Here is a 20,392-nt window from a genome sequence, read left to right as displayed (position 1 = left end):
GCATGCGCGATCCCGAAGCGACGACCGAGGCCTCTGTCGGCATCGTTCCGGAGTTGCGCCGGTCATGGCGCGCGATGGTCGCCATTGTTCTGGGCATGGGCGTGGGGGTTCTGCCTGTCTATTCGATCGGCGCCTTTATCAGCCCCATCGCCGCCGAGATGAACTGGAGTGAAACCCAGGTGGTCGGCTGGGCGCTCGCTCATGCGGCGGGCGCGGTGATTTCCGCGCCATTCATTGGCGTCCTGTCGGATCGGTTCGGGCCGCGTCAGGTGGCGATGGGCGGTCTGTCGCTGCTGGCCCTGGTCTTGTTCGCGACCAGTTTTCTGCCGCCAATCCTGCCCTTGCTCTACCTGTCCGGTTTTTCAATCGGCGTGGCGTCCGTGGGTACGAGCGCTATCACCTATGGTCGGATTATCGCCGGCCTGTTCAACCGCGGCATGGCCACGGCCTTTGGCCTCATGTCCTGCGGCATCGGGCTGAGCGCCGGGTTCGGGCCGCGGCTCATGCAGGCTGTGATGGATGACCAAGGCTGGCGTACGGCCTTTCTGTTGGCCGGGATCGCGCCGCTTCTGGTTCTGCCGGCGGCTTGGTTCTGGCTTAAGGTTCGGGCTTCGGGGGGTGTGTCTGGCCGCGTTCTGGATCAGGTCGGCCATACCTTGAAGACGGCTGTTCGGCTTCCCGTCTTCTGGGTGCTGGCGGCCGGAACGGTCCTGTACGGCCTGTGCGCGGGCGGCATGGCGGTGAATCTGATCCCCTATTTAACCAGCGAAGGGATCAGCCGCACAGAGGCCGCGACGGCCCTGGGTCTGTTGGGGGTATCGACGATGGCCGGTCGTTTCCTGACCGGGGTGGCGATCGACCACTTCCAGTTGAATGCGGGGCTATTCATGGTCGGCGCTGTCATCATACAGACCGGCGCTTTTGCGCTTCTGGGGCTGACATCGACCCAATATATGCTGATCGCCATACCGATCTTCGGACTGACGATGGGGGCGGAGGCGGACTGCGTCGCCTACATCACCGCCAAGCTTTTCGGACGTCGCGCCTTCAGCAGCATCTTTGGCATCGTCGGCCATGCCATGCTCTATCTGGGCACGGGGGCGGGGCCGGTCCTGTTCAGCATCGCGCGCGATATAACCGGGGGCTATTCCTCAGCGCTCTATATCTGGGCAGGGATCGCCTTCTCGGCGGTTCCGCTGTTCCTGATCGTAAGCCGCGCCATCGCGACGGGACGAACCTTTGCAGCCGCGCCGCAACACCCCGACTTGCGCCCGGCGACGGCGGGCTGAAGGGCATGAGCGTGGAGGCGCCCAAGCGGGAGGATAAGTTCACCAGCCCGCCATAGCCCTCGGCGCGGCAGTGCCTTACCGGCTATGGAGCCCTATGCCTAAAACCGCTGTTTCAGGCTGATGGATAGGGTTCGCCCGATGGGGTCCTGATCGTCTCGTCCAAATCCAGGCGCGGACCGGCCGTCGCCGAGGCGCGCGGTCGGTCGGGCATCAAAGATATTGGCGACCATCAGCTCCATCTGCAGACCCCGACCCCTGCGTCCGGCGTCTTGACCTTGCGCCGGCGGATTGCGTTCGAACTGATAGTTGAGCTTTAGATCGAAAGTGGTGAAGGCGTTCATCCTCAGGTCGTCCGGGCCGTCCTGTCCGCTGTCACGTCGGATGCGATAGCCGTCTCTCCAGCGCCCAGCGGCGTTCGCGCGCCATCGCCCTTGCTGAACGTCGATTGCGGCGCTCACAGCATGGCGTGGCGCGCCACCGCCGTCGCCCGCGAGCCGATCCATCTTCGGCAGGCCCTCGTGGATGGTTGCGGCGCTTGCGATCTCCCAGTTGTGATTGATCGTCACGCGAATAACGCCCGGCCGTCCGGCTCTCTTCGCGCCCAGGGGAAAGGCCGCGCTGAAATTGGTCGCCACGGTCTCGGTCATCGCGGAGGCGAAATTGATCGGTCGCCGGTCGATGCTGACCAGTCGGCCGTCGGCGTCGCGCTGGAAGCGGCCGGGAAAGGCGGCCTCCACTTCAGGCGTCGGATCGGGCAGGGCGCCGACCCCGTCGACAGCCTCGCTTCTTTGAAAGTTCACGGCGCCTTGCAACGCCCAGGCCGTGAACGGGCCAGCGGAGACCGACAGGGCGATCCGGTCCGAACTGGGCGGGCGCAGGTCGGGATTGCCGCCAAGGATCGGCAAGACCTCCACCGCTTCACCCGTACGGAAATCAAAGACCCTTATGGGCTCGCCATAGTATTCCGGGTCGAACCTCTGCTGATCTGGCAGGCTCTGGTTCGCGCTCGATCGGTCTGCATTGACTCTTAGCTTGGGAAGCGGGCTCCAGGTCAGGCCGATGCTTGCGCCATCGCCCCGACCTGCGTCTGTCGTGTTCGCATTGGCGCCCAGCGTCACGGCCAGGTCGCCCAGGGCGCCGAGCGCGCCCGCGCCCGGTCGGCGCCGCAGCAGGGGGACGGACAGACTGCCGCCTAGATCCTCGGCTCGCCCGGAAAACGTCTGGCGGCGCCCCAAGCGTTCGGACGCCGAGCGGGATCGCGACGCGCGCGCCGACAGGCTGAGGGCGACGGGACCGGCCGCCATGTCGAACAGGGTGCGGTTCAGCGTTACGCTGGCCGAAGCCGCCTGCTGGTTGGCGTCGGATGGCGATGGTCCCGACTGGTCGTTGTGCGAAAAAAGGCCGCTCAGGGCAGTTTGGATCGACCAGCCGACGGCCTCGCCGTTCAGTCCAGCGGTTAGGTTCAGGCTTTGCGAGCGTCGCCGATTTTCGGTCGCCTGGCCGTCCGTGAGGGTGACGGAGCGTGTCTCCTGGGCGCGGGCGTCGGCTCTTAGGCTGGCGGACCAATCGCCGATCTCACCGGTCTGGGCCATTCGAACGCCGACAGACTTGGATGGCGCGCGCAGGGTCACGGCGTCGGCGCCTGGCTCAGCGTTTCGGTCCTGATCGCGCTCTCCGGCGCGCAGGGCCGTATCGATGCCGATCTGAAGGCCCAACTGGCGCGTTCGCGCATCCAAAATGGAGGATTGGCGCAGCTCAAGGTCGGCGTCGCTCATTCCACCGGCGGTCGGTCGACGCAGGCTGGCGCGGCCATCCCGGCTGTGGAACCGGCGCTGCAGGACGATATTCACCACTCGGCGTGAGGGATCGGCGGACCCATACAGCGCCCCGGCCTGGGGTGGCAGGACCTCCAGACACACCAGGGCGTCGGGAGGGAAGCCGGAGAAGACGTCGGGATCGGCCATCCGCTTGCCGTTGACGACGATCATGGGGGCGTCGCCCAAGGCGTAGTCTTCCGCGAGGCGCCGGACAGCCTCGCCGATGTCATTGGCGCCCAAGGCGTCGATCTGGGCGCCGTCCAGTTCGATCTCGGGGTCCACCCGCGCCGCGCCGCGCCGACCTTGAACCTCGACATCCTCCAAAACCACGGGCGGGGCCGCGTCGGACGGCGCGGCCTGCTGAGGCGCGACGGCGGACACGGCTAGGGCGAGAACTAGGCCAGCCAAGGCGAACATCCCCTCGAAACTGCGCCCGCCCATCCTGACGCGACTTCATCGCATCGGCGTGACGGTGAAATAGAAAGAGCAAGGCGCGACGGGGGGCGCGCGCCTTGCTCCAGACCGACGTTGATCCTACTGGATCAGCACCGGGTTGTTGCCGACGTCGGTCGTCAGGGCCAAGCTGCCCGAGGCGCGGCAGATGGGCGGATTGCCGAAGTATTGGCCATTGAAGTTAGCCGTGTTGCCCGAATAGCTCAGCGCATAGTCTTCTTCAATGCAAGGGCCGCCGCGCGTGCCGACCTCGAACACGTCCAGGCTGATCTGGCCAGCCGAAGGCGTAGCGACGATCGGGAAAGTCAGCGATTCGTCGCAGGCCAGGTTGCCGGGGTTGCCTGCCGCCTTGGCGCCTTCATAGCTGTTGAAGGTGATGGTCGAGCCGTTCGCGTCCACAACGCCGTGGATCGCCACATTGCAGGTCGTTTCGACGACGCCCGGAACATTGACGTACTGGATCAACTGGCCACGAGCGGTGACGGCCGTGCCGGCGGGTTGGTTGAACGATGCGGCCGAGGCGGCGGAGGCGCCCGTGACCAGGATGAAAGAAGCGACAGCGGCCGAAGCCATTTTGGACATGCGATTCATAGTCTAATTCCTTGTGTGAGGTTGATTAGAAAGCGCAGTTTTTCAGCAGGAGCTCCATCGCCAAGCGGCGACAGGACAACCCTAAATGTTGATCGTGACAATCAGGATTCGATTTTAAGTAAATGTGAGATTTTATTATGTACGTTGTTTTTTGCAAAGCTATGCACCGGCCTGAGAAATCAGGTCGGTGCACTTTTTATTCAAGCTTTGATTCTTTCAGAAAGATTTTCTGATTGACGCTCCGATGATGCGGGGATCAAGCGTGAAGACGTTGGTGGCGTTGCCCATGTCGTCCGGCCCGGTGAAGCCATCGGTCAACGGCGTGTCGTCGAAGACGTTCTTGACATAGGCCTGGACCACGAAATCGGCGGCGGTATTGCTCAGGGTCACCGACAGGTTGGCGTTGCCCCAGCCCTTCAGCCGGTCATAGGGTTCCAGATTATAGACCCGCATCCAGCTGTCGGACTGGCGGTAATAGTCGCCGCGCACCATCAGGTCCCATCCGGCCGGCAGTTCGAACCGGTACTGGGCGCCGACGTTGAAGGTCCAGCGCGGGGCGTTGGGAAGTTCATTGCCCGGCAGGTCGGCGGAGAAGCCGCGCCCGCCGTTGGGCGCCTTTCGTGGGTCGTACGAGATCGGATACTGAGCCTGCCAGGGGTCCCTGAAGTTGTCAGCGTAGTTGAACTTCGAACCGGAACCCGGAATCCAGGTGCCCTGATACTCTCGGGCCGGACAGACGGATCGCATCAGGATGCTGCCCTGCATATTCGGGGTCTTAACCCCTCGCCTAACAACGTAGTCTCTGCTCTCTATGCTCCGTCCCAAGAATTCGGCCGGAACAATGCAGGTCGAGGGGCTGCCGGGCCAGGGCTTCAGCACCACCCAGTCGGGATTGCCCTGGGTGCGGTTCATGACATCCACGGATTCCTCGCCGTCGCCGATGCGAGTGCGCAAAAGGCCCAGAGTCGCATCGAGCCGGAAGTTGCGAGTCGGCCGCCAGGCCGTTTCGAATTCCGCGCCCCAGATGCGGGCGTCGAAATTCTCATTATGAATCTGACGCTCCATCAACTGCGCGACCTGATAGTCACTGTAGTCATAGAAGAAGCCGGTGGCGTTGAAGACCAGCTGGCCGCTCATCAGACTGTTCTTCATGCCGATCTCATAGGCATTGACGAACTCAGGATCATAGCGCGACGGCAGTTCCGCGACATTGACCAGATTGGGGTTGTAATCCCGATCACGCGGATTGCCTCCGCCGCCCTTATAGCCCCGAGAATAGGAGGCGTAGATCAGGGTGTCGTTGGTGAACGACAGGTCCGGACGCCAGTCGATGGCGGCTCGGCCGGTCCATTCGCCCCAGTGCATCTCTTCGCTCGGATATCGAGGATAACCCCGGCCCACCAGACCGGTCGCGTCCGGCTTGTACAGGTGGGGGGTGGAGGCCAGGAGCTGCGACGGCACCGGGGTGATGGTCTTGGCGTCGTCGGTGTAGCGCAGGCCCAGGGTCAGCCTCAGATCGTCGCGGACGGTCCAGTAGCCTTCGCCGAACACCGCCCAGGACTCGGTCTCGCTGATGCTGATGTTGCGGATGTAGTTGTGACCGTCGCCGCCCTTGCCGGCGATGATGTCGGCCAGAGGTGTGTTGTCGATATAGGCGCAGGTGTGCGGGTCCAACGTCCCGCCCGCGACCCCCGCCTGACCCTGGGCCGTCAGGTTGCAGTAGCGATCAAAGTTGCCCGAGTTGACATGATTATCACCATTCTGCTGCACCGCCATCATGGAGAAGATGTTCGAGAATACCCAGTAGTTCTCTTCCGTCTTGTACTTCAGCCAGTTGGCCCCGAGGTTGAAGTTGAAGGGGCCATCCCAATCCGATTGCAGACGGAATTCCTGCGACCACTGGGTGCTTTTGGCCTGGCTGAGGTCCAGAGCCATGAAGCGGTCGGTGGCGCCTAGTTGCGGATCGAGAAAGATCCCGCCCGAAGGGATGCCGCAATTCGGCAGGGGACCGCAGACCCCCTGGCCAGACCAGGCCATCGAATAGACGGTTCCCACGTTCGGGCTGGACGCGCCGATCCAGGGCGCCCATTCTGGGGCGACGGTGCGCGGCAGGCCATTGACCATGCCCGGCGTCTCATAACGATACATCTGGCCTGTGGCGTAGGTCCGGAAGAAATCCTGGAAGCCGGAGTAGGAGTCTTCCATATAGAGGGTCTGGGAATAGAGGGTCAGGCTCGGCGTCAGGTCCCATTCCAGGTTCATTTGGAAGACGTCGTTCTCAGCCTTGAACTTCGGGTCATAGCCCGTCGATATGGTGCGCAGATTCGCTGACTGACGATTGCCCTCCACGCCGAAGGGATCGACAAACAGAGGTAGCAGATAGGTGCCGTCCCAGCCGTTGCGCGCGGAGTTGCCCCAGTCCGTCGGCGGAAAGCCACTACCGGTCCAGGTCGGGTTCTCGAACACGCCGGTGAAGTTGATGACGGCGGCCGTCAGCGGAAAACCACGACCATCCGGCACGCCATAGGCCTCGTCGGCATAGAGGGACGATGGCGTGCAGGCCGGCGTGATGCTCGTGCTGGTCCAGTAGGAAAAGATGTTCGAGGTCTGTGCCGTCCCGTCCGGCGCCCTCCAATCCAGAGTCTTCGGAGTTTCACCCCGCGTGCACAGCATCTTGCCGGTGCGGGCGCGGTCGTCTTCTTCGCGGAACCGCTCCCACAGGAAGTTGGCGCGAAAATTCTCGGTCGGTTGCCACAGCACGCCCAGGCGCGCCCCCCACAGGTCGCGGCCGTTGACGTTCTTGTCCGTCACCGTATTGAAGTCGAAACCGTCGCGCTGGGTCGCCGCCGCCGCGAAACGCACCGCCAGGGTGTCGCCGATCGGGATGTTGATCATCCCCTTGGCGCGGCGGCTGTCGTGGTTGCCGACCTCCCACTGCATGTCCATGGCGAAGTCGCTCAGTTTCGGCAGGTTGGGCAGCATGTTGACCACGCCCGCGGTGGCGTTGCGGCCGTACAGAGTGCCCTGTGGCCCGCGCAGAACCTCCAGACGCTGGACGTCGAAATACTCCTGCTCGAACAGCCGGTTCCGGAGCAGGGTGGTGTTATTGAAGCTGATTGCCACGCCCGGATCGGCGGTCGTGGCCAGCACCTTGGCGCCGATACCCCGGATCGAGAAGTTGTAGCCGGTGAAATTGTCCTTGGAGAAGTTGACGTTCGGAATAACGCGCAGCAGTTCCGACCCGCCCTCGATCTTGCGCTCGTCCAACTGTTCGGCCGTGAAGGCCGAGACGGCGACCGGCACGTCGATGATCCGCTCCTCCATCCGCCGGGCGGTGACCACGATGTCCTGCAGAGCCGTGGCGTTCGGATTGACCTGCTGCGGCGACGTCAAGGCGACTGGCGTCACGACTCGGCGGCGCGCCACGGGCGTATCGGATGACGGGGCGCGACGGTTCACGACCACGACGGCGCCGGCCATTCGATAGGTCGCGCCCTGGCCCACCAGGCGACGCAGCGCGGCATCGGGTGTCATGGCGCCGCGCACGGCGGTGGCCCGCAGCCCGGCGATCTCATTGTCGTCGACGGCGACCTGCAGGCCGGATTGCTGCGCGAAGGCTTGAAGCGCCGAACTCAGCGGCTGAGCCTGGATGGCATAGGTTCGCGTCGCCTGGGCATAGGCCGCCGTCGGCGCGGCCATCGCGATCACAACGGCGCCGCCGGTCAAGGACAGAGCCGTCGCCCCCAACAAGGCACGGATGCGGTTTTTATTCTTCAGCACTCGGAAAGTCCCCCTGGTCAAGTCTAATCAAAGCCTGAAAGGCCCTGACTCAAAAAGACGCAGGCGAGGGGCGCTCCCCTATGAAGTATGACGTGAAGTTTTTGCGTCCGATCCGAATACGGACTACTTTTCCATCAATTGAACATCGCCGTTCGCGTTCTTGATCGTCTTGAATCCGTACAGAGTCGAAAGAACAAGTGCGGCTCCGTCTATATCGCCGGCCTTGAATTCCCCGCGGAACCGATGCTTGTCCTCGCTCGGAGCGATGATGATCTTGCGGTCGGAGTACCGGTTGATCGCAGAGGCCACCTCAGAAAGGGGCGCGCCAGAGAAGACCAGGCGGCCTTGGGTCCAGCCCCATTCATCGCCGGCCAGCGCGCGCACCTGAAGCGCGCCGCCATTGGGCGCTATGCGCACGCCCTGACGCGGCGTCAGGCGCACATAGCCGGCCTTGGGGTCGATCTGTTGGCGACGCACCTCGACCTTGCCCTGAAGCAGCGCCACATCCACGCCCGCCGCGGAACGCTGAACATCGAACACCGTGCCCAAGGCCGTGACCCCGGCGTCGTCAGCCCGCACCACGAAGGGCCGCTGCGCATCATGAGCGACCGTGAACCGGGCCCGGCCAGCCATCAGTCGGACATCGCGTCTCTGAGAATCCAATGCGACCGCCACCTGTGACGCCGTGTCCAGATGGATCACCGATCCATCGGCCAGGGTCACGTCCTTCTGCTCGCCCACTGCTGTCTGATAGAGGGTTGGGGTGATGTGGCCCAGGACAGGGAAGGGGGCGTTTGAGGTCAGCAACGCCGTCATGGCGCCGATCAGCGCGATGGCCGCCGCCATACATGCCGCACGTCGGGTCCAGCGGCCCGTCTCAAGCCGACGTCTATCCGCGAGCTTTTGCCGGCGGGGGCGGGTCTGCTCGATCAGCGCAGCGATATCGGCGTCTTGCGCCGCTTCTCCAGCCAGAGACCAGACGTCCTCGATCTCGCGATAGGTTCGGGCGTGTTTCTGATCCGTCAGGCGCCAGCGCGCGAAAGCGGGCCGGTCCTTGCGGCCGTCAACCGCCCGCAGGCGCACGAACCAGGCGGCGGCGTCCTGTGCGGTCTTTTCTTCGGGGCGGGGCGCAAAGCGGTGATCCGTCATCGTCTGGTCTCCGTGCTTAAAGACGCATCGGGACGATCGGACCCTACGGCCTGGCGTAGAGCGGCCAAGGCCGCTGATATGTATTTTTCCACCGTCTTGACAGAAACCTTCATGTAAACAGCGATCTCGCCGTAACTCATCTCGTGATAACGACTGAGGATGAAGGCCGTCCGGCCCGGCTCATCCAGTGCGGCGATGGCGATCTTCACCCGCGCCAGGGCGTCGCGGTGCTGCAGGACGGTGCAGGCGTCCGGTGAGGGATCGTAGAGCGCCTGGTCGTCCAGCGTCTCATGGTGTTCCGCATGCCTCGCACGGTTGCGGCGGCGGCGATCCCGCACGAGGTTCTCGGCGACGCGGAACAGAAAGGCGCGCGGGTTCTGCAGGTCCGCAACGGCTCCGTATCGCGAAAGCCGAAGGAAGGACTCCTGAATGACCTCGTCGAGGTCGGAAGGGTCAGCGACGCGCTTGTGAAGAAATCGCCGCAGATCGTCGCCATGGTCTGCGGCGATCTTGTCGAGGGCGCGCTGGCGCGTCCGGGCTGCGGCGTCTGGTCTGCCGAGCGGCCCTTCCAAGGATATGCTGTCGCTGTCCATGCTCGCCTCGACTGCCCCTTGGCGATTTGGCCCTGGCGATCTGGCCCTGACCGCCTCTGCAACATTGTACGGCTGGGCGCAATCGCACCCGGAAGACCGCCGGGCTTCAAACCTCGCCAACGGGGCGGCGACACAAAAAATTCACGACTGAACCTGTGTGGCGTTTCGATCTGTCCGCAGGAGAAAGCGGTCGAGAGGATTGCAGTGATGATGCGGAGGCGCCCTGACAGGCGTGCGAACGACCGGGCGTGCTCTGCCCTCTCAGCGCCTGGTCAGTGCATTGCTTGCAGCCTTCAACGGCCGATTGGCGCATCGTGGCAAGTAAGGGCCATGCGACCCTCCGTCGATCATGCATCTCGATCCACGCGCCAGCCAAGCTTTTATTTATTCTTTAGGCGCGGGCCCAAGACTCGCATCGCGCCATTATGCCGCCTGATGGTGTTCTTCCGCTCCAAGTAAAGCGAGGAGGCCGGGTTGGCCGATGTAATCTTTCTGGGCGTGGGTGCGGGGGCGTTCGCTGTCTTCGCCCTGCTGGCCGCAGCATTGAAACGGGTGTGACGATGATCGCCATGCTCTGGGGGGCGGGGGCGCTGGTCGTCGCTGTCTACATGGTCGCGGCGTTGCTGCGGCCCGAGCGGTTCTGAGAAACCGGAACGAAATCCATGAATATTCAAGGATGGGGCGAGATCGCCCTGACCCTTGGGTTGGCCGTAATGCTCGGCTGGCCCATCGGCATCTATATGTCGCGCGTCTGGAACGGCGAACGGACCTGGCTGGACCCGGTGCTGAAGCCGGTGGAGGCCGTCTTCTATGGCGCGGCCGGCGTCGATCCGAAACGCAGCCAGGGCTGGTTGGGCTATGCCGGTGCGCTGCTGGCGTTCAATCTGGCGGGCTTCGTCCTGCTGTATGCGATCCTGCGTCTGCAGGGCGTTCTGCCGATGAATCCTCAGGGGTTTGCGGGCATGTCGCCGCACCTGGCCTTCAACACCGCCGTCAGCTTCGTCACCAACACCAACTGGCAGAGCTATGGCGGCGAGACGACTGTGTCGACCTTCACCCAGATGGTCGGTCTAACGGTGCAGAACTTCGTTTCGGCGGCGACAGGCGCGACCATCGCAGCGGCCCTGGCGCGGGCCTTCGTCGCCAATCGCGGCGAGGGCGTCGGCAACTTCTGGGCCGACCTGACGCGGACGACCCTTTACGTGCTGCTGCCGGCCGCCCTGATCCTGGCCGTGACACTGTCCGGTCTCGGCGTCGTTCAGAGCCTGGCGGCCAATGTCCACGCGACCGGTGTGGAGGGCGGGGCGCAGACCCTGCCGCTGTTCCCGGCGGCCAGCCAGGTGGCGATCAAACAGCTCGGCATCAACGGCGGCGGCGTCTTCAACGCCAACGGCGCCCATCCATTCGAGAATCCGAACGCCGTCACCAATCTGCTGACCGCCGTGGCGATCAACGTCATGGGCTGGGCCTCGTTCTTCGCCTTCGGCCGGACGGCGATGGCGGGACGCGACATTCGCGCCCTGGCGGCGGCGGCGTTGATCCTGCTGAGCGCGGCCAGCGCGGCCATGTATGTGATCGAGACGCGACCGGCCCCCGCGCTGGTCGCCGCCCATGTGGACGCCTCGGCCAATATGGAGGGCAAGGAGGTGCGCTTCGGCGCCCCGGCCTCGACCGTCTGGTCCGTGGTCACGACCGGCGCCTCCAACGGCTCGGTCAACGCCATGCACGCCAGCTTCATGCCCCTGGGCGGGGGCTTGCAGATGTTCCTGATGCAGTTGGGCGAGATTCTGCCCGGCGGCGTCGGCTCGGGCATCGCCATCATGGTGGTCATGGCCCTGCTGTCGGTCTTCGTGGCTGGTTTGATGGTCGGGCGCACGCCCGAATATCTGGGCAAGAAGATCGAGGCGCGCGAGATCCAGTTCGCCATGATCGCGGTGTTGATCCTGCCGCTGGCGGTGCTGGGCTTCTCGGCCGTGGCGGCGGTCTTCCCCACGGCGCTGGGAGGTCTGCTGAACAAGGGGCCGCATGGGCTTTCGGAAATCCTGTACGCCTACACTTCGGCGGCGGCGAACAACGGCTCGGCCTTTGCGGGTCTGAGCGCCAATTCGCCCTGGTGGAACACGACACTGGGCTTGGCCATGCTGTTGGGGCGGTTCGTGCCGGCCGTCGCCGTCCTGGCCATCGCCGGCAGTCTGGTCGTCAAGCCCAAGCTGGCGCCCAGCCCCGGCACCCTGCCCACCGACAACGGCCTGTTCATCGGCCTGTTGATCGGCGTGATCCTCATCCTCGGCGGTTTGCAGTTCCTGCCCGCCCTCGCCCTGGGACCGATCGTCGAGCACTTCCAGGTGCTGGCGGCGGTCGCCGGGGCCTGATCCTTCGGACATCCTGACATGACACAAATCACTCTAGACCCTGGCGAGGGCGGCCGTTCATCCCCCCTCGCGGGCGGGCTCTCGGGACAGATGATCGGGCGCGCCGTAGGCGACGCGGTCGTCAAGCTGAACCCGGTCAAACTGATCAGGAACCCGGTCATCTTCACCACCTGGATCGTGGCGCTGCTGTCCACCATCTCGGCGGCGGCGGCGGCGGCGCTCGCGGGCGGACAGTCGGCGGGCTTCGCGGTGCAGCTGGCGCTGTGGCTGTGGGCCACGGTCCTGTTCGCCAACATCGCCGAAAGCATCGCCGAGGGGCGCGGCAAGGCGGCAGCCGACAGCCTGCGCGCCACCCGCGTCACCACCAAGGCCAAGCTGATCGTCGATCCGGCGACAGGAACCGTAGTCCCCACCAACGCCTCGGAGCTGGAGGTCGGGTCGATCATCCTGGTCGAGGCCGGCGATGTGATCGCCTCGGACGGGGAGATCATCGAGGGCGTGGCCTCGGTCAACGAGGCCGCCATCACCGGCGAGAGCGCCCCGGTGATCCGCGAAAGCGGCGGCGACCGTTCGGCCGTGACCGGCGGCACCACCGTCGTCTCGGACTGGATCAAGGTCCGCATCACCGCAAAGCCCGGCTCGACCTTTCTGGACCGCATGATCGCCATGGTGGAGGGGGCGGACCGCCGGAAGACGCCGAACGAACTGGCCCTGGCCGTGCTGCTGGCCGGCCTGACGCTGATCTTTCTGATCGCGGTCGTGACCCTGGTGGGGCTGGGCGCCTATTCCGGCGTCGATCTGGACCCGATGGTGCTGGGCGCCCTGTTCATCACCCTGATCCCGACCACGATCGGGGGGCTGCTGTCGGCTGTCGGCATCGCGGGCATGGATCGGTTGCTGAAGGTGAATGTGCTGGCCACCTCGGGCCGGGCGGTGGAGGCGGCCGGCGACGTCGACACCCTGCTGCTCGACAAGACCGGCACCATCACCTTCGGCAACCGCATGGCGACCGAGGTGATTCCGGTTCCCGGCGTCCGTCCCGAGGCCGCCCTGGCCGCCGCCGTCATGGCGTCCCTGGCTGACGAGACGCCCGAGGGTCGCTCCATCGTCGAACTGGGGCGCAACGCAGGCCTGTCGGTCGATCAGCCCGCTGGCGCCATCGCCATTCCCTTCACCGCCGTCACCCGTCAGTCGGGCCTGGATGTGGGGGAGGACAGCTGGCGCAAGGGCGCGGTCGACGCGGTGTTGAAGGATTTGGGGCTGACCGATAGTTCGGCCCCGGTCGAATTCCGCCAGGCCGTGGACCGGATCGCCCGCTCGGGCGGCACGCCTCTGGCCATCACCCAGAACGGCTTGCTGGTTGGCGTCATCCACCTGAAGGACGTGGTCAAACCGGGCGTGAAGGCGCGCTTCGCCGACCTGCGCCGCATGGGTCTGCGCACCGTCATGATCACGGGCGACAATCCGGTCACGGCGGCGGCCATCGCGTCGGAGGCCGGGGTCGACGATTACCTCGCCGAGGCGACGCCCGAGGACAAGATGCGCCTGATCAAGGCCGAACAGGCCAAGGGCCGTCTGGTCGCCATGTGCGGCGACGGCGCCAACGACGCGCCTGCGCTCGCTCAGGCCGACGTCGGCGTGGCCATGCAGACCGGCGCCCAGGCCGCGCGCGAGGCCGGCAATATGGTCGATCTGGACTCGGACCCCACCAAGGTCATCGAGATCGTCGAGGTCGGCAAGCAACTGCTGATCACGCGCGGCGCCCTGACCACCTTCTCGGTGGCCAACGACGTGGCGAAATATTTCGCCATCATCCCGGCGATGTTCGTGGTCGCCCTGCCTTCGCTGGGCGCGCTGAACGTGATGCGGCTGCATAGCCCGCAGAGCGCCATCCTGTCGGCGGTGATCTTCAACGCCCTGGTCATCGTGGCCCTGATCCCGCTGGCGCTGAAGGGCGTCAAATACCGGGCCATCGGCGCGGGCGCGCTTCTGGGCCGCAATCTGCTGATCTACGGCCTCGGCGGTCTGATCGCCCCCTTCGTCGGCATCAAGCTGATCGACCTGCTTATTTCCGCGCTCGGCCTGGCCTGATGCGCGCTTCCAAGGACATCTCCATGCGTAAACCCCTCTCCAAGGCCTCGGGCCGCAATGACGCCTGGTTCGCCGCAGCCTGTATTCTCGGTCTCGCCGGCCTGGGCCTGTGCAGCGAAGCCAAGGCCCAGACCGTGTCGGCCCCAACAGTTTCGGTTAATGTCGCCGTCTCCTCCGACTACGTCTTTCGCGGCGTCAGCCAGACCCGGGAAAAGCCGGCCGTTTCCGCCGGCGTCGATCTGACGCGAAACGGCGTCTACGCTGGCGGCTGGGCGTCCAACGTCGATTTCGGCGACAAGACGGACGCCGAGGTCGATCTCTACGCCGGCTATCGCCCCGAGGTCGCAGGCTATGCGCTGGACTTCGGCGTGGTCGGCTATCTCTACCCCGGCCAGCCGAATGGCGCGGACTATGATTATGTCGAGCTGAAAGCCGCCGCCTCGCGCGCCATCGGCCCAGCCACCGTGGGCGCCGCCGTCTATTACTCGCCCGACTTCTTCGGCGCGGCCGAGGATCAGGCGACCTATGCAGAGGTCAACGGCGCCGTCCGCCCCGCCGACAAATGGACCGTTTCCGGCGCTGTCGGGCGTCAGTGGGTGTCATCGGACCTGGACTATATGACCTGGAACCTGGGCGCGGCCTATCAGCTGACCGACAATCTGGCGGTCGATCTCCGCTATCACGACACCGACCAACACGATTTCGGCGACGGTTACGGCGCGCGCGCCGCAGCCACGCTGAAGGCGACTTTCTGAGGCGACGATCATGGTCAATCAACTTCGCCCGGCCCTCGTCATGACGGCCCTGTTCACGCTCCTGCTGGGGCTGGCCTATCCGCTGGCCGTCACCGGCGTGGCCCAACTGGCCTTTCCCGATCAGGCGAACGGCAGTCTGGTGCGCGACGCCGGCGGCCGGGTCGTCGGCTCGGCCCTGGTCGGTCAGCCGTTCGTGGGGGCGACCTATCTGCATCCGCGCCCCTCGGCGGCGGGCAAGAGCTATGACGCCTCCGCCTCGTCCGGTTCCAATCTGGGGCCGTTGAACCCTGACCTGGCCGCGCGCGTGGCCGAAAGCGCCAGGGCGATCCGCGCCGAGGATGGTCCGGGCGCCATCCCCCCCGATGCGGTGACGACCTCGGGGTCGGGCCTCGACCCGGACATCTCTCCGGCCTACGCTCGGCTTCAGGCCGCGCGGATCGCCCGCGCCAGAGGCGTCTCCGTGCAGCAGGTTCACAGCATCATCGACGCCCATATCGAGGGGGCCTTCCTCGGTTTCATCGGTCAGCCGCACGTCAATGTCCTGATGACCAACCGCGCACTGGACGCCCGCTTCGGGGCGGAGGGCTGATTGCCCGAGCCGGCGCCCGAGACGTCTGCGACTTCAGCCGTTCCGCGCCGCAGGCGCGGGCGGCTGAAGGTGTTTCTGGGCATGTCGCCCGGCGTGGGCAAGACCTATGAGATGCTGCGCGCGGCCCGTCGCCGGAAGGCCGAGGGTCTGGATGTCGTGGTCGGGGTGGTCGAGACCCATGGCCGCAAGGAGACTATGAGCCTGCTGCGCGGGCTGGACGTCATGCCGCGCGCGCCCATCGACCACCGCGACCGCGCGTTGATGGAGTTTGATCTCGACGGCGCCCTGGCGCGGCGGCCGGAACTGCTGCTGGTCGACGAATACGCCCACTCCAACGCGCCCGGCTCGCGCCATCCCAAACGCTGGCAGGACGTGGAGGAGTTGCGCGACGCCGGCATCGATGTCTGGACCACGCTGAACATCCAGCATCTGGAGAGCCTGTCGGACGTCATCCTGCGCATCACCGGCGTGCGCCAGCGCGAGGCGGTGCCCGACAGCGCCCTGACCGGCGCCGACGACATCGAGGTCATCGACATCACGCCCGAGGACCTGCGGGCGCGTCTGGCCGAGGGCAAGGTCTATGTGCCCGAGACGGCGCGGATGGCGGCCGAGAACTTCTTCAAGATCGAGAACCTGACGGCGCTGCGCGAACTGGCCCTGCGCCGCGCGGCCCAGACGGTGGACGACCAGTTGCTGTCGCACCTGCGTGAGCGGGGCGTGTCGGGGCCATGGGCGGCGAGCGAACGTGTATTGGTTCTGGTCGGCGGCGACGCCATGACCGCCTCACTGGTGCGCACCGGCCGGCGCATGTCCGACATGATGATGGACGCCCCATGGTCGGTGGCCCACGTCGAACGGCCCAGCGGCTCGCGCACCGACGCCCGGTCGACGGGCCGGCTGTCCGAAGGCTTTAAACTGGCGGAACAGCTGGGCGGTCGGCCCGTGACGATCAGCGGCGACGACGTGGTGCGCGCCGTTCTGGACCATGCCCACCGCAACAACGTCACCCAGATCGTCATCGGCAAGACGCGCGGCGGTCGGTTCGCCGAATGGACCGGCCGGGCGCTGGCGACCGAACTGCTGCGCAAGGCGCAGGGCGTCGCCGTCCACGTCGTGACCGAGGGCGATCTTGCCGCGCCGGAACCGGCCATCAAATCGGGCGTGCGGGCGGCGCTGGACTGGCGCGGTTATCCGGCGGGCGCGGCTTTCGTTCTGGCCGCAACCGGCGCGGCCCTGGTGCTGGATGCGCGGTTCGAGCGGGTGGACCTGGGCGTCATCTATCTGGCCGCCGTGGTGGCGGCGGGGGTGCTGAACGGGCTGCGGCCCGCGCTGGCGGCGGCGACACTGGCCTTCCTGACCTACAACTTCCTGTTTCTTCAGCCGCGCTACAGCTTCCTGATCGGTTCGCCGACCGATGTGCTGACCCTGGTTCTGTTCTGGAGCGTGGCGCTGGGTACGGGCGCCCTGGCGGGGAGAGTGCGCGAACAGGCCAGGGCGGCCCAGCGTCGCGCCGCCGCCGTTTCGGCCCTGCTGGCCGCCAGCCAGACGCTGTCGGCGGGCCAGGACCGCGCCGCCACGGCCCGCACCCTGTCCGAACAGGCCTCGGCCGCCGCCGGCGCCGGGGCGGTGGTGCTGCTGCCCGAGGGCGACGACCTGATCCTGACCGCCGCGAGCCCAGAGGGCGTGACCCTGGCCGCCGACGCCATGGCCGCCGCCCGCTGGGCCTGGACCCACGGCGAGGTCACGGGACACGGCACCGGCACCCTGCCGCAGACCTCCTGGCGCTTCCAGCCGTTGCAGGGCGTGCGCGGTCGGGCGGGCGTGGCGGGCATCGACGCCTCGGCCGTGGCGGCGGGGTCGGACGAAGAACGGCTGGCGATGGCCCTGCTGGATCAGGGCGCCGTCGCGCTGGAGCGGGCCGACCTGGCGGGTCAGGCGCTAGAGACCGAGACCTTGCGCCGCGCCGACCATTTCCGCGCCGCCCTGATGAACTCGGTCAGTCACGATCTGCGCACGCCCCTGTCCACTGTCCTGGGATCGGCGACGACTCTGATCGACTATGGCGCGACCCTGAAGCCCGAGGTGCGCGACGACCTGCTGCTCAGCATCCGCGAGGAGGCCGAACGGCTGTCTCGTTATGTCGGCGACCTGCTTGACATGACCCGGCTGGAGGGCGGCGGTCTGAACGTCCGCACCGACTGGACCGATGTGCGCGACATCCTGAACGCCGCCGCTGACCGGGTATCGCGCCGTCTGGGCCAGCGCCAGATCACCCGCGATTTTCCGGCTCGCCTCAGCCTGGTCGAGGCCGATCCGGGGCTGCTGGAGCAGGCTTTGGTCAACATTATGGAAAACGCCATCGCCTACAGCCCCGACGGCACGACCATCGAACTGGCGGCCTATGAGGACCGCGGCGCCGTCGTCATCTCCATAGAGGACGAGGGGCGCGGCATTCCCACCGCCGAACTGGAGCGGGTGTTTGACAAGTTCCGCCGCATGGAAGAGTCCACCGACCGCGCGCCCGAAAGGGTTCAAGGGGCGGGTCTGGGTCTGGCCATCGCCAAGGGGTTCGTTGAAGCCATGCGTGGGCGTATCGCCGCCGCCAGCCCGATCCAGGACGGACCCGATGGGAGCAAGCTTGGCACGCGCATCCTGATCAGCCTGCCCAAATCCATCGCCACCCACCCGGATCTGCTGTGATGACCGCCGTTCGCCCCCAGGTTCTGGTCATCGACGATGAGCCCCAGATCCACCGCTTCCTGGGCCACGCCCTGGACGTCGCCGGCTATCAACCCCGCCGCGCCGACAGCGGCCAGGAGGGGCTGCGCGCTATCGCCTTGTGGAGCCCCGACGCGGTGGTGCTGGACCTCGGCCTGCCCGACATGGACGGCAAGGACGTGTTGACGCGGGCGCGGGACTTCTATCAGGGACCGATCATCGTCCTGTCCGCCCGCGACCGTGAGGCCGAGAAGATCGTCGCCCTGGACCTGGGCGCCAACGACTATGTGGAAAAGCCGTTCGGCGTCGGCGAACTTCTGGCCCGCATCCGCGCCGGCCTGCGCCAGGGTGCGAGGACGCCGGTCCTGGGGGGCGTGGTCGCGGCCGGGGATGTCGTCATCGACCTGGATCGTCGCATCGTCACCCGCGCCGGCGAACGGGTGAAGTTGAGACCCAAGGAATATGAGGTCCTGGCCAATCTGGCTCGTAATGCCGGCAAGCTGCTGGGTCACGCCGAACTCCTGAAGACCGTCTGGGGCGCTGGCCACGCTGATGATGTCCAGTATCTGCGCGTCGTCGTGGGGCAGTTAAGGCAAAAGCTCGAGAGGGATCCGGCGCAACCAGCTCTGATCCTTACAGAGCCGGGCATTGGATATCGGTTTGTCGGTTAGTCCAGCCGACTGACCTCACAGATTCAGATTTGTCCGCAGTTCTTGCGTCGGCGACAAGTCGCAACGGCGCGCGTTGCCCTTGTCTTGGTCAATCACGACGGCCTCAACGGCGCTGCGAGATGTGGTCCAGCGACGCGGCAGCGCCAGTGTCGCGAGGATATAGCCGACGATGGCGCTTCCGCCGTAGCCGACGAGAGGTGCAGGGAAGTCACCCCAGGCTGCAGCGGTCAGGATCGCCAGCCAGGTCGCGCCGAAAGCGGCATGAACAGCGCAATGGGCTCGGTCGCGAAGAATTCCGAAGACCGCCGGAAGCATCAGGACGACAGCCCCAGTCCAAACCGAAAGACCTGGAACAACACCTTTTGAAAAGGCCGTTCTGAACAGCCGATCGACATGGGGTGCGGCCGGGACGACGTCAGGCCTGAACCAGGTGATCGCAAAAGCCAACCCGGCTGCGCCTACGCAGAACAGAATCCGTGGATGTCTTGCAAAGATCGCGACAGCCAAAAGGCCTGCCAGCAGGGCGCCCGCCATCGCTCTGTCCGGCTGGAGCGCGAGGGCCATCGCCGCCATGACGATGCCTAACGCCGTCAGTGAATCCCGCGTCCTTGCGAAGCCGACGATTATCAGAGGCAGCATGATCAGGCTCGGCTGAAGGGCGATCTGACCGATCAACATCCAACGACTGGCGCCGGAAACCTGCTCGCCAAAGGCTGCGGTGAACAGCAGGGCCGCGCCGGTTCCCAACGACAACAACCCGAAGAAGGGATGGTCCGCAGTCTCTCTTTTCGCCAGTGGGAAAACCATGATCAGTCCGGCCACAAACGCCATGGCGTTCATGACGAGCATCCCATGCGCGGCGCCCGACGCGCCCAGTTGGACAAGCCCCAGTGTGGTGGCCGTGAAGGCGCACGCCAGGGTGAAACCGCGCGGTTCGCACAGAGCGCTTATCGGAATTCGATCGCCATAGGCTTTTACCGGCATGACGGCGCGAAGTCCGGCTCGCATCCGGCCGCCGACGCCGACCCTCGCTGCAAAGACGACGCAGCCCGCGGCGAACAATATCGCGCGCAGGCCACCCGGGACCTCGCCCGCCTCTCGCGCCATGGCTTCGCCCCAGTCGCGAAGGTGGGGTGGAAGCCATGGCAGACAAAGCCTGACGAGCCGCTCGGCCAAAGTCACGCCGGCCTCGTAAGCCGATGATCCGCCCCCTGCGCGGCGGCTTGGATTTGCGTCGTGTACCGATGCCCCTCCGCTGTCAGGCGATAGGCGTGTCGAGGAGGGCGGCCCGGCTCTGGCGGCTGCCACTCGGCGTGCAGATAGCCTTGTCTCTCCAGTCGGATGAGCAGCGGATATAACGTCCCCGACTTCAGGCCGGTCAGGCGACAAAGCTCATACCCATGAGACCAGGCATGGGCCGCGTCGATCAGCGCGCTCAATACGGCGCGGGTCGCGGGGGAGGGGGCGCGGCTTCGAAGCATGCCTCTCGTTCTATCTATGTAGAGTTTTTGTCAACGTCGGCTC

Annotated in this window: 15 protein-coding genes; 8 read left to right on the top strand and 7 right to left on the bottom strand. The window is 65.7% G+C overall.

Going from position 1 to position 20,392, the window contains the following annotated elements; translation table 11 throughout:
- Positions 1-2: 2 nt before the first annotated feature.
- Positions 3-1,289, top strand: a complete 1,287-nt coding sequence (locus P0Y50_15855; protein ID WEK39988.1) for an MFS transporter — start codon at positions 3-5, stop codon at positions 1,287-1,289.
- A gap of 98 nt (positions 1,290-1,387) precedes the next feature.
- Here the strand turns inward: P0Y50_15855 and P0Y50_15850 are convergent, their stop codons facing one another.
- The 5 genes from P0Y50_15850 to P0Y50_15830 all read right to left on the bottom strand — a co-directional run bounded on the left by P0Y50_15850 (position 1,388) and on the right by P0Y50_15830 (position 9,672).
- Positions 1,388-3,514 (bottom strand): TonB-dependent receptor, encoded by a 2,127-nt coding sequence (locus P0Y50_15850; GenBank protein ID WEK39987.1) that lies wholly within the window; start codon positions 3,512-3,514, stop codon positions 1,388-1,390.
- Between the two features lie 126 nt (positions 3,515-3,640).
- Positions 3,641-4,141 carry a hypothetical protein gene (locus P0Y50_15845; protein ID WEK39986.1) on the bottom strand — a complete coding sequence of 167 codons (501 nt, stop codon included), beginning with the start codon at positions 4,139-4,141 and terminating at the stop codon, positions 3,641-3,643.
- Between the two features lie 225 nt (positions 4,142-4,366).
- The gene (locus P0Y50_15840; GenBank protein ID WEK39985.1) at positions 4,367-7,930 is read right to left on the bottom strand and encodes a TonB-dependent receptor; all 3,564 of its coding nucleotides are present in this window, start codon (positions 7,928-7,930) and stop codon (positions 4,367-4,369) included.
- A 123-nt stretch (positions 7,931-8,053) separates the two neighbouring features.
- Complete coding sequence (locus P0Y50_15835) at positions 8,054-9,079, bottom strand: FecR domain-containing protein (GenBank protein ID WEK39984.1); 1,026 nt, start codon at positions 9,077-9,079, stop codon at positions 8,054-8,056.
- A complete protein-coding gene (locus tag P0Y50_15830) occupies positions 9,076-9,672 on the bottom strand; it encodes an RNA polymerase sigma factor (GenBank protein WEK39983.1) in 597 nt (198 codons plus the stop codon). The genes P0Y50_15835 and P0Y50_15830 overlap by 4 nt, the downstream gene beginning before the upstream one ends.
- Before the next feature lie 554 nt (positions 9,673-10,226).
- Here P0Y50_15830 and P0Y50_15825 point away from each other — a divergent pair.
- The 7 genes from P0Y50_15825 to P0Y50_15795 are packed head-to-tail and all read left to right on the top strand — an operon-like array spanning position 10,227 to position 18,868.
- The gene (locus tag P0Y50_15825) at positions 10,227-10,316 is read left to right on the top strand and encodes a potassium-transporting ATPase subunit F (protein WEK39982.1); all 90 of its coding nucleotides are present in this window, start codon (positions 10,227-10,229) and stop codon (positions 10,314-10,316) included.
- A gap of 18 nt (positions 10,317-10,334) precedes the next feature.
- The gene (kdpA, locus tag P0Y50_15820; GenBank protein ID WEK39981.1) at positions 10,335-12,044 is read left to right on the top strand and encodes a potassium-transporting ATPase subunit KdpA; all 1,710 of its coding nucleotides are present in this window, start codon (positions 10,335-10,337) and stop codon (positions 12,042-12,044) included.
- An 18-nt stretch (positions 12,045-12,062) separates the two neighbouring features.
- Complete coding sequence (kdpB, locus tag P0Y50_15815; GenBank protein ID WEK39980.1) at positions 12,063-14,135, top strand: potassium-transporting ATPase subunit KdpB; 2,073 nt, start codon at positions 12,063-12,065, stop codon at positions 14,133-14,135.
- 23 nt (positions 14,136-14,158) lie between these two features.
- Positions 14,159-14,890, top strand: a complete 732-nt coding sequence (locus P0Y50_15810) for a TorF family putative porin (GenBank protein WEK39979.1) — start codon at positions 14,159-14,161, stop codon at positions 14,888-14,890.
- Positions 14,891-14,900: 10 nt separating this feature from the next.
- Complete coding sequence (gene kdpC / locus P0Y50_15805; GenBank protein ID WEK39978.1) at positions 14,901-15,479, top strand: K(+)-transporting ATPase subunit C; 579 nt, start codon at positions 14,901-14,903, stop codon at positions 15,477-15,479.
- Positions 15,480-18,179, top strand: a complete 2,700-nt coding sequence (locus P0Y50_15800; protein WEK39977.1) for a sensor histidine kinase KdpD — start codon at positions 15,480-15,482, stop codon at positions 18,177-18,179.
- Positions 18,179-18,868, top strand: a complete 690-nt coding sequence (locus P0Y50_15795; protein ID WEK39976.1) for a response regulator — start codon at positions 18,179-18,181, stop codon at positions 18,866-18,868. Before P0Y50_15800 ends, P0Y50_15795 begins: the two co-directional genes overlap by 1 nt.
- 15 nt (positions 18,869-18,883) lie before the next feature.
- On the opposite strand, the gene P0Y50_15790 is transcribed toward P0Y50_15795, so the two are convergent.
- On the bottom strand, positions 18,884-20,050 hold the full coding sequence (locus P0Y50_15790; protein ID WEK39975.1) for a hypothetical protein: 1,167 nt from the start codon (positions 20,048-20,050) through the stop codon (positions 18,884-18,886).
- On the bottom strand, positions 20,047-20,349 hold the full coding sequence (locus P0Y50_15785) for a PadR family transcriptional regulator (GenBank protein ID WEK39974.1): 303 nt from the start codon (positions 20,347-20,349) through the stop codon (positions 20,047-20,049). Before P0Y50_15785 ends, P0Y50_15790 begins: the two co-directional genes overlap by 4 nt.
- Positions 20,350-20,392: the final 43 nt, after the last annotated feature.

It is taken from the genome of Candidatus Brevundimonas colombiensis (assembly GCA_029202665.1).
GTDB classification, from domain to species: Bacteria; Pseudomonadota; Alphaproteobacteria; order Caulobacterales; family Caulobacteraceae; genus Brevundimonas; species Brevundimonas colombiensis.
This window is presented reverse-complemented; position numbering and strand designations above follow the sequence as displayed.

Excerpts from the sequence above, each read along its gene's own strand:
- P0Y50_15835 (WEK39984.1), bottom strand. The coding sequence starts at position 9,079 with ATGACGGATCACCGCTTTGCGCCCCGCCCCGAAGAAAAGACCGCACAG.
- P0Y50_15845 (WEK39986.1), bottom strand. The coding sequence starts at position 4,141 with ATGTCCAAAATGGCTTCGGCCGCTGTCGCTTCTTTCATCCTGGTCACG.
- kdpB (WEK39980.1), top strand. The coding sequence starts at position 12,063 with ATGACACAAATCACTCTAGACCCTGGCGAGGGCGGCCGTTCATCCCCC.
- P0Y50_15785 (WEK39974.1), bottom strand. The coding sequence starts at position 20,349 with ATGCTTCGAAGCCGCGCCCCCTCCCCCGCGACCCGCGCCGTATTGAGC.
- P0Y50_15795 (WEK39976.1), top strand. The coding sequence starts at position 18,179 with ATGACCGCCGTTCGCCCCCAGGTTCTGGTCATCGACGATGAGCCCCAG.
- P0Y50_15855 (WEK39988.1), top strand. The coding sequence starts at position 3 with ATGCGCGATCCCGAAGCGACGACCGAGGCCTCTGTCGGCATCGTTCCG.
- P0Y50_15830 (WEK39983.1), bottom strand. The coding sequence starts at position 9,672 with ATGGACAGCGACAGCATATCCTTGGAAGGGCCGCTCGGCAGACCAGAC.
- P0Y50_15810 (WEK39979.1), top strand. The coding sequence starts at position 14,159 with ATGCGTAAACCCCTCTCCAAGGCCTCGGGCCGCAATGACGCCTGGTTC.
- kdpA (WEK39981.1), top strand. The coding sequence starts at position 10,335 with ATGAATATTCAAGGATGGGGCGAGATCGCCCTGACCCTTGGGTTGGCC.
- kdpC (WEK39978.1), top strand. The coding sequence starts at position 14,901 with ATGGTCAATCAACTTCGCCCGGCCCTCGTCATGACGGCCCTGTTCACG.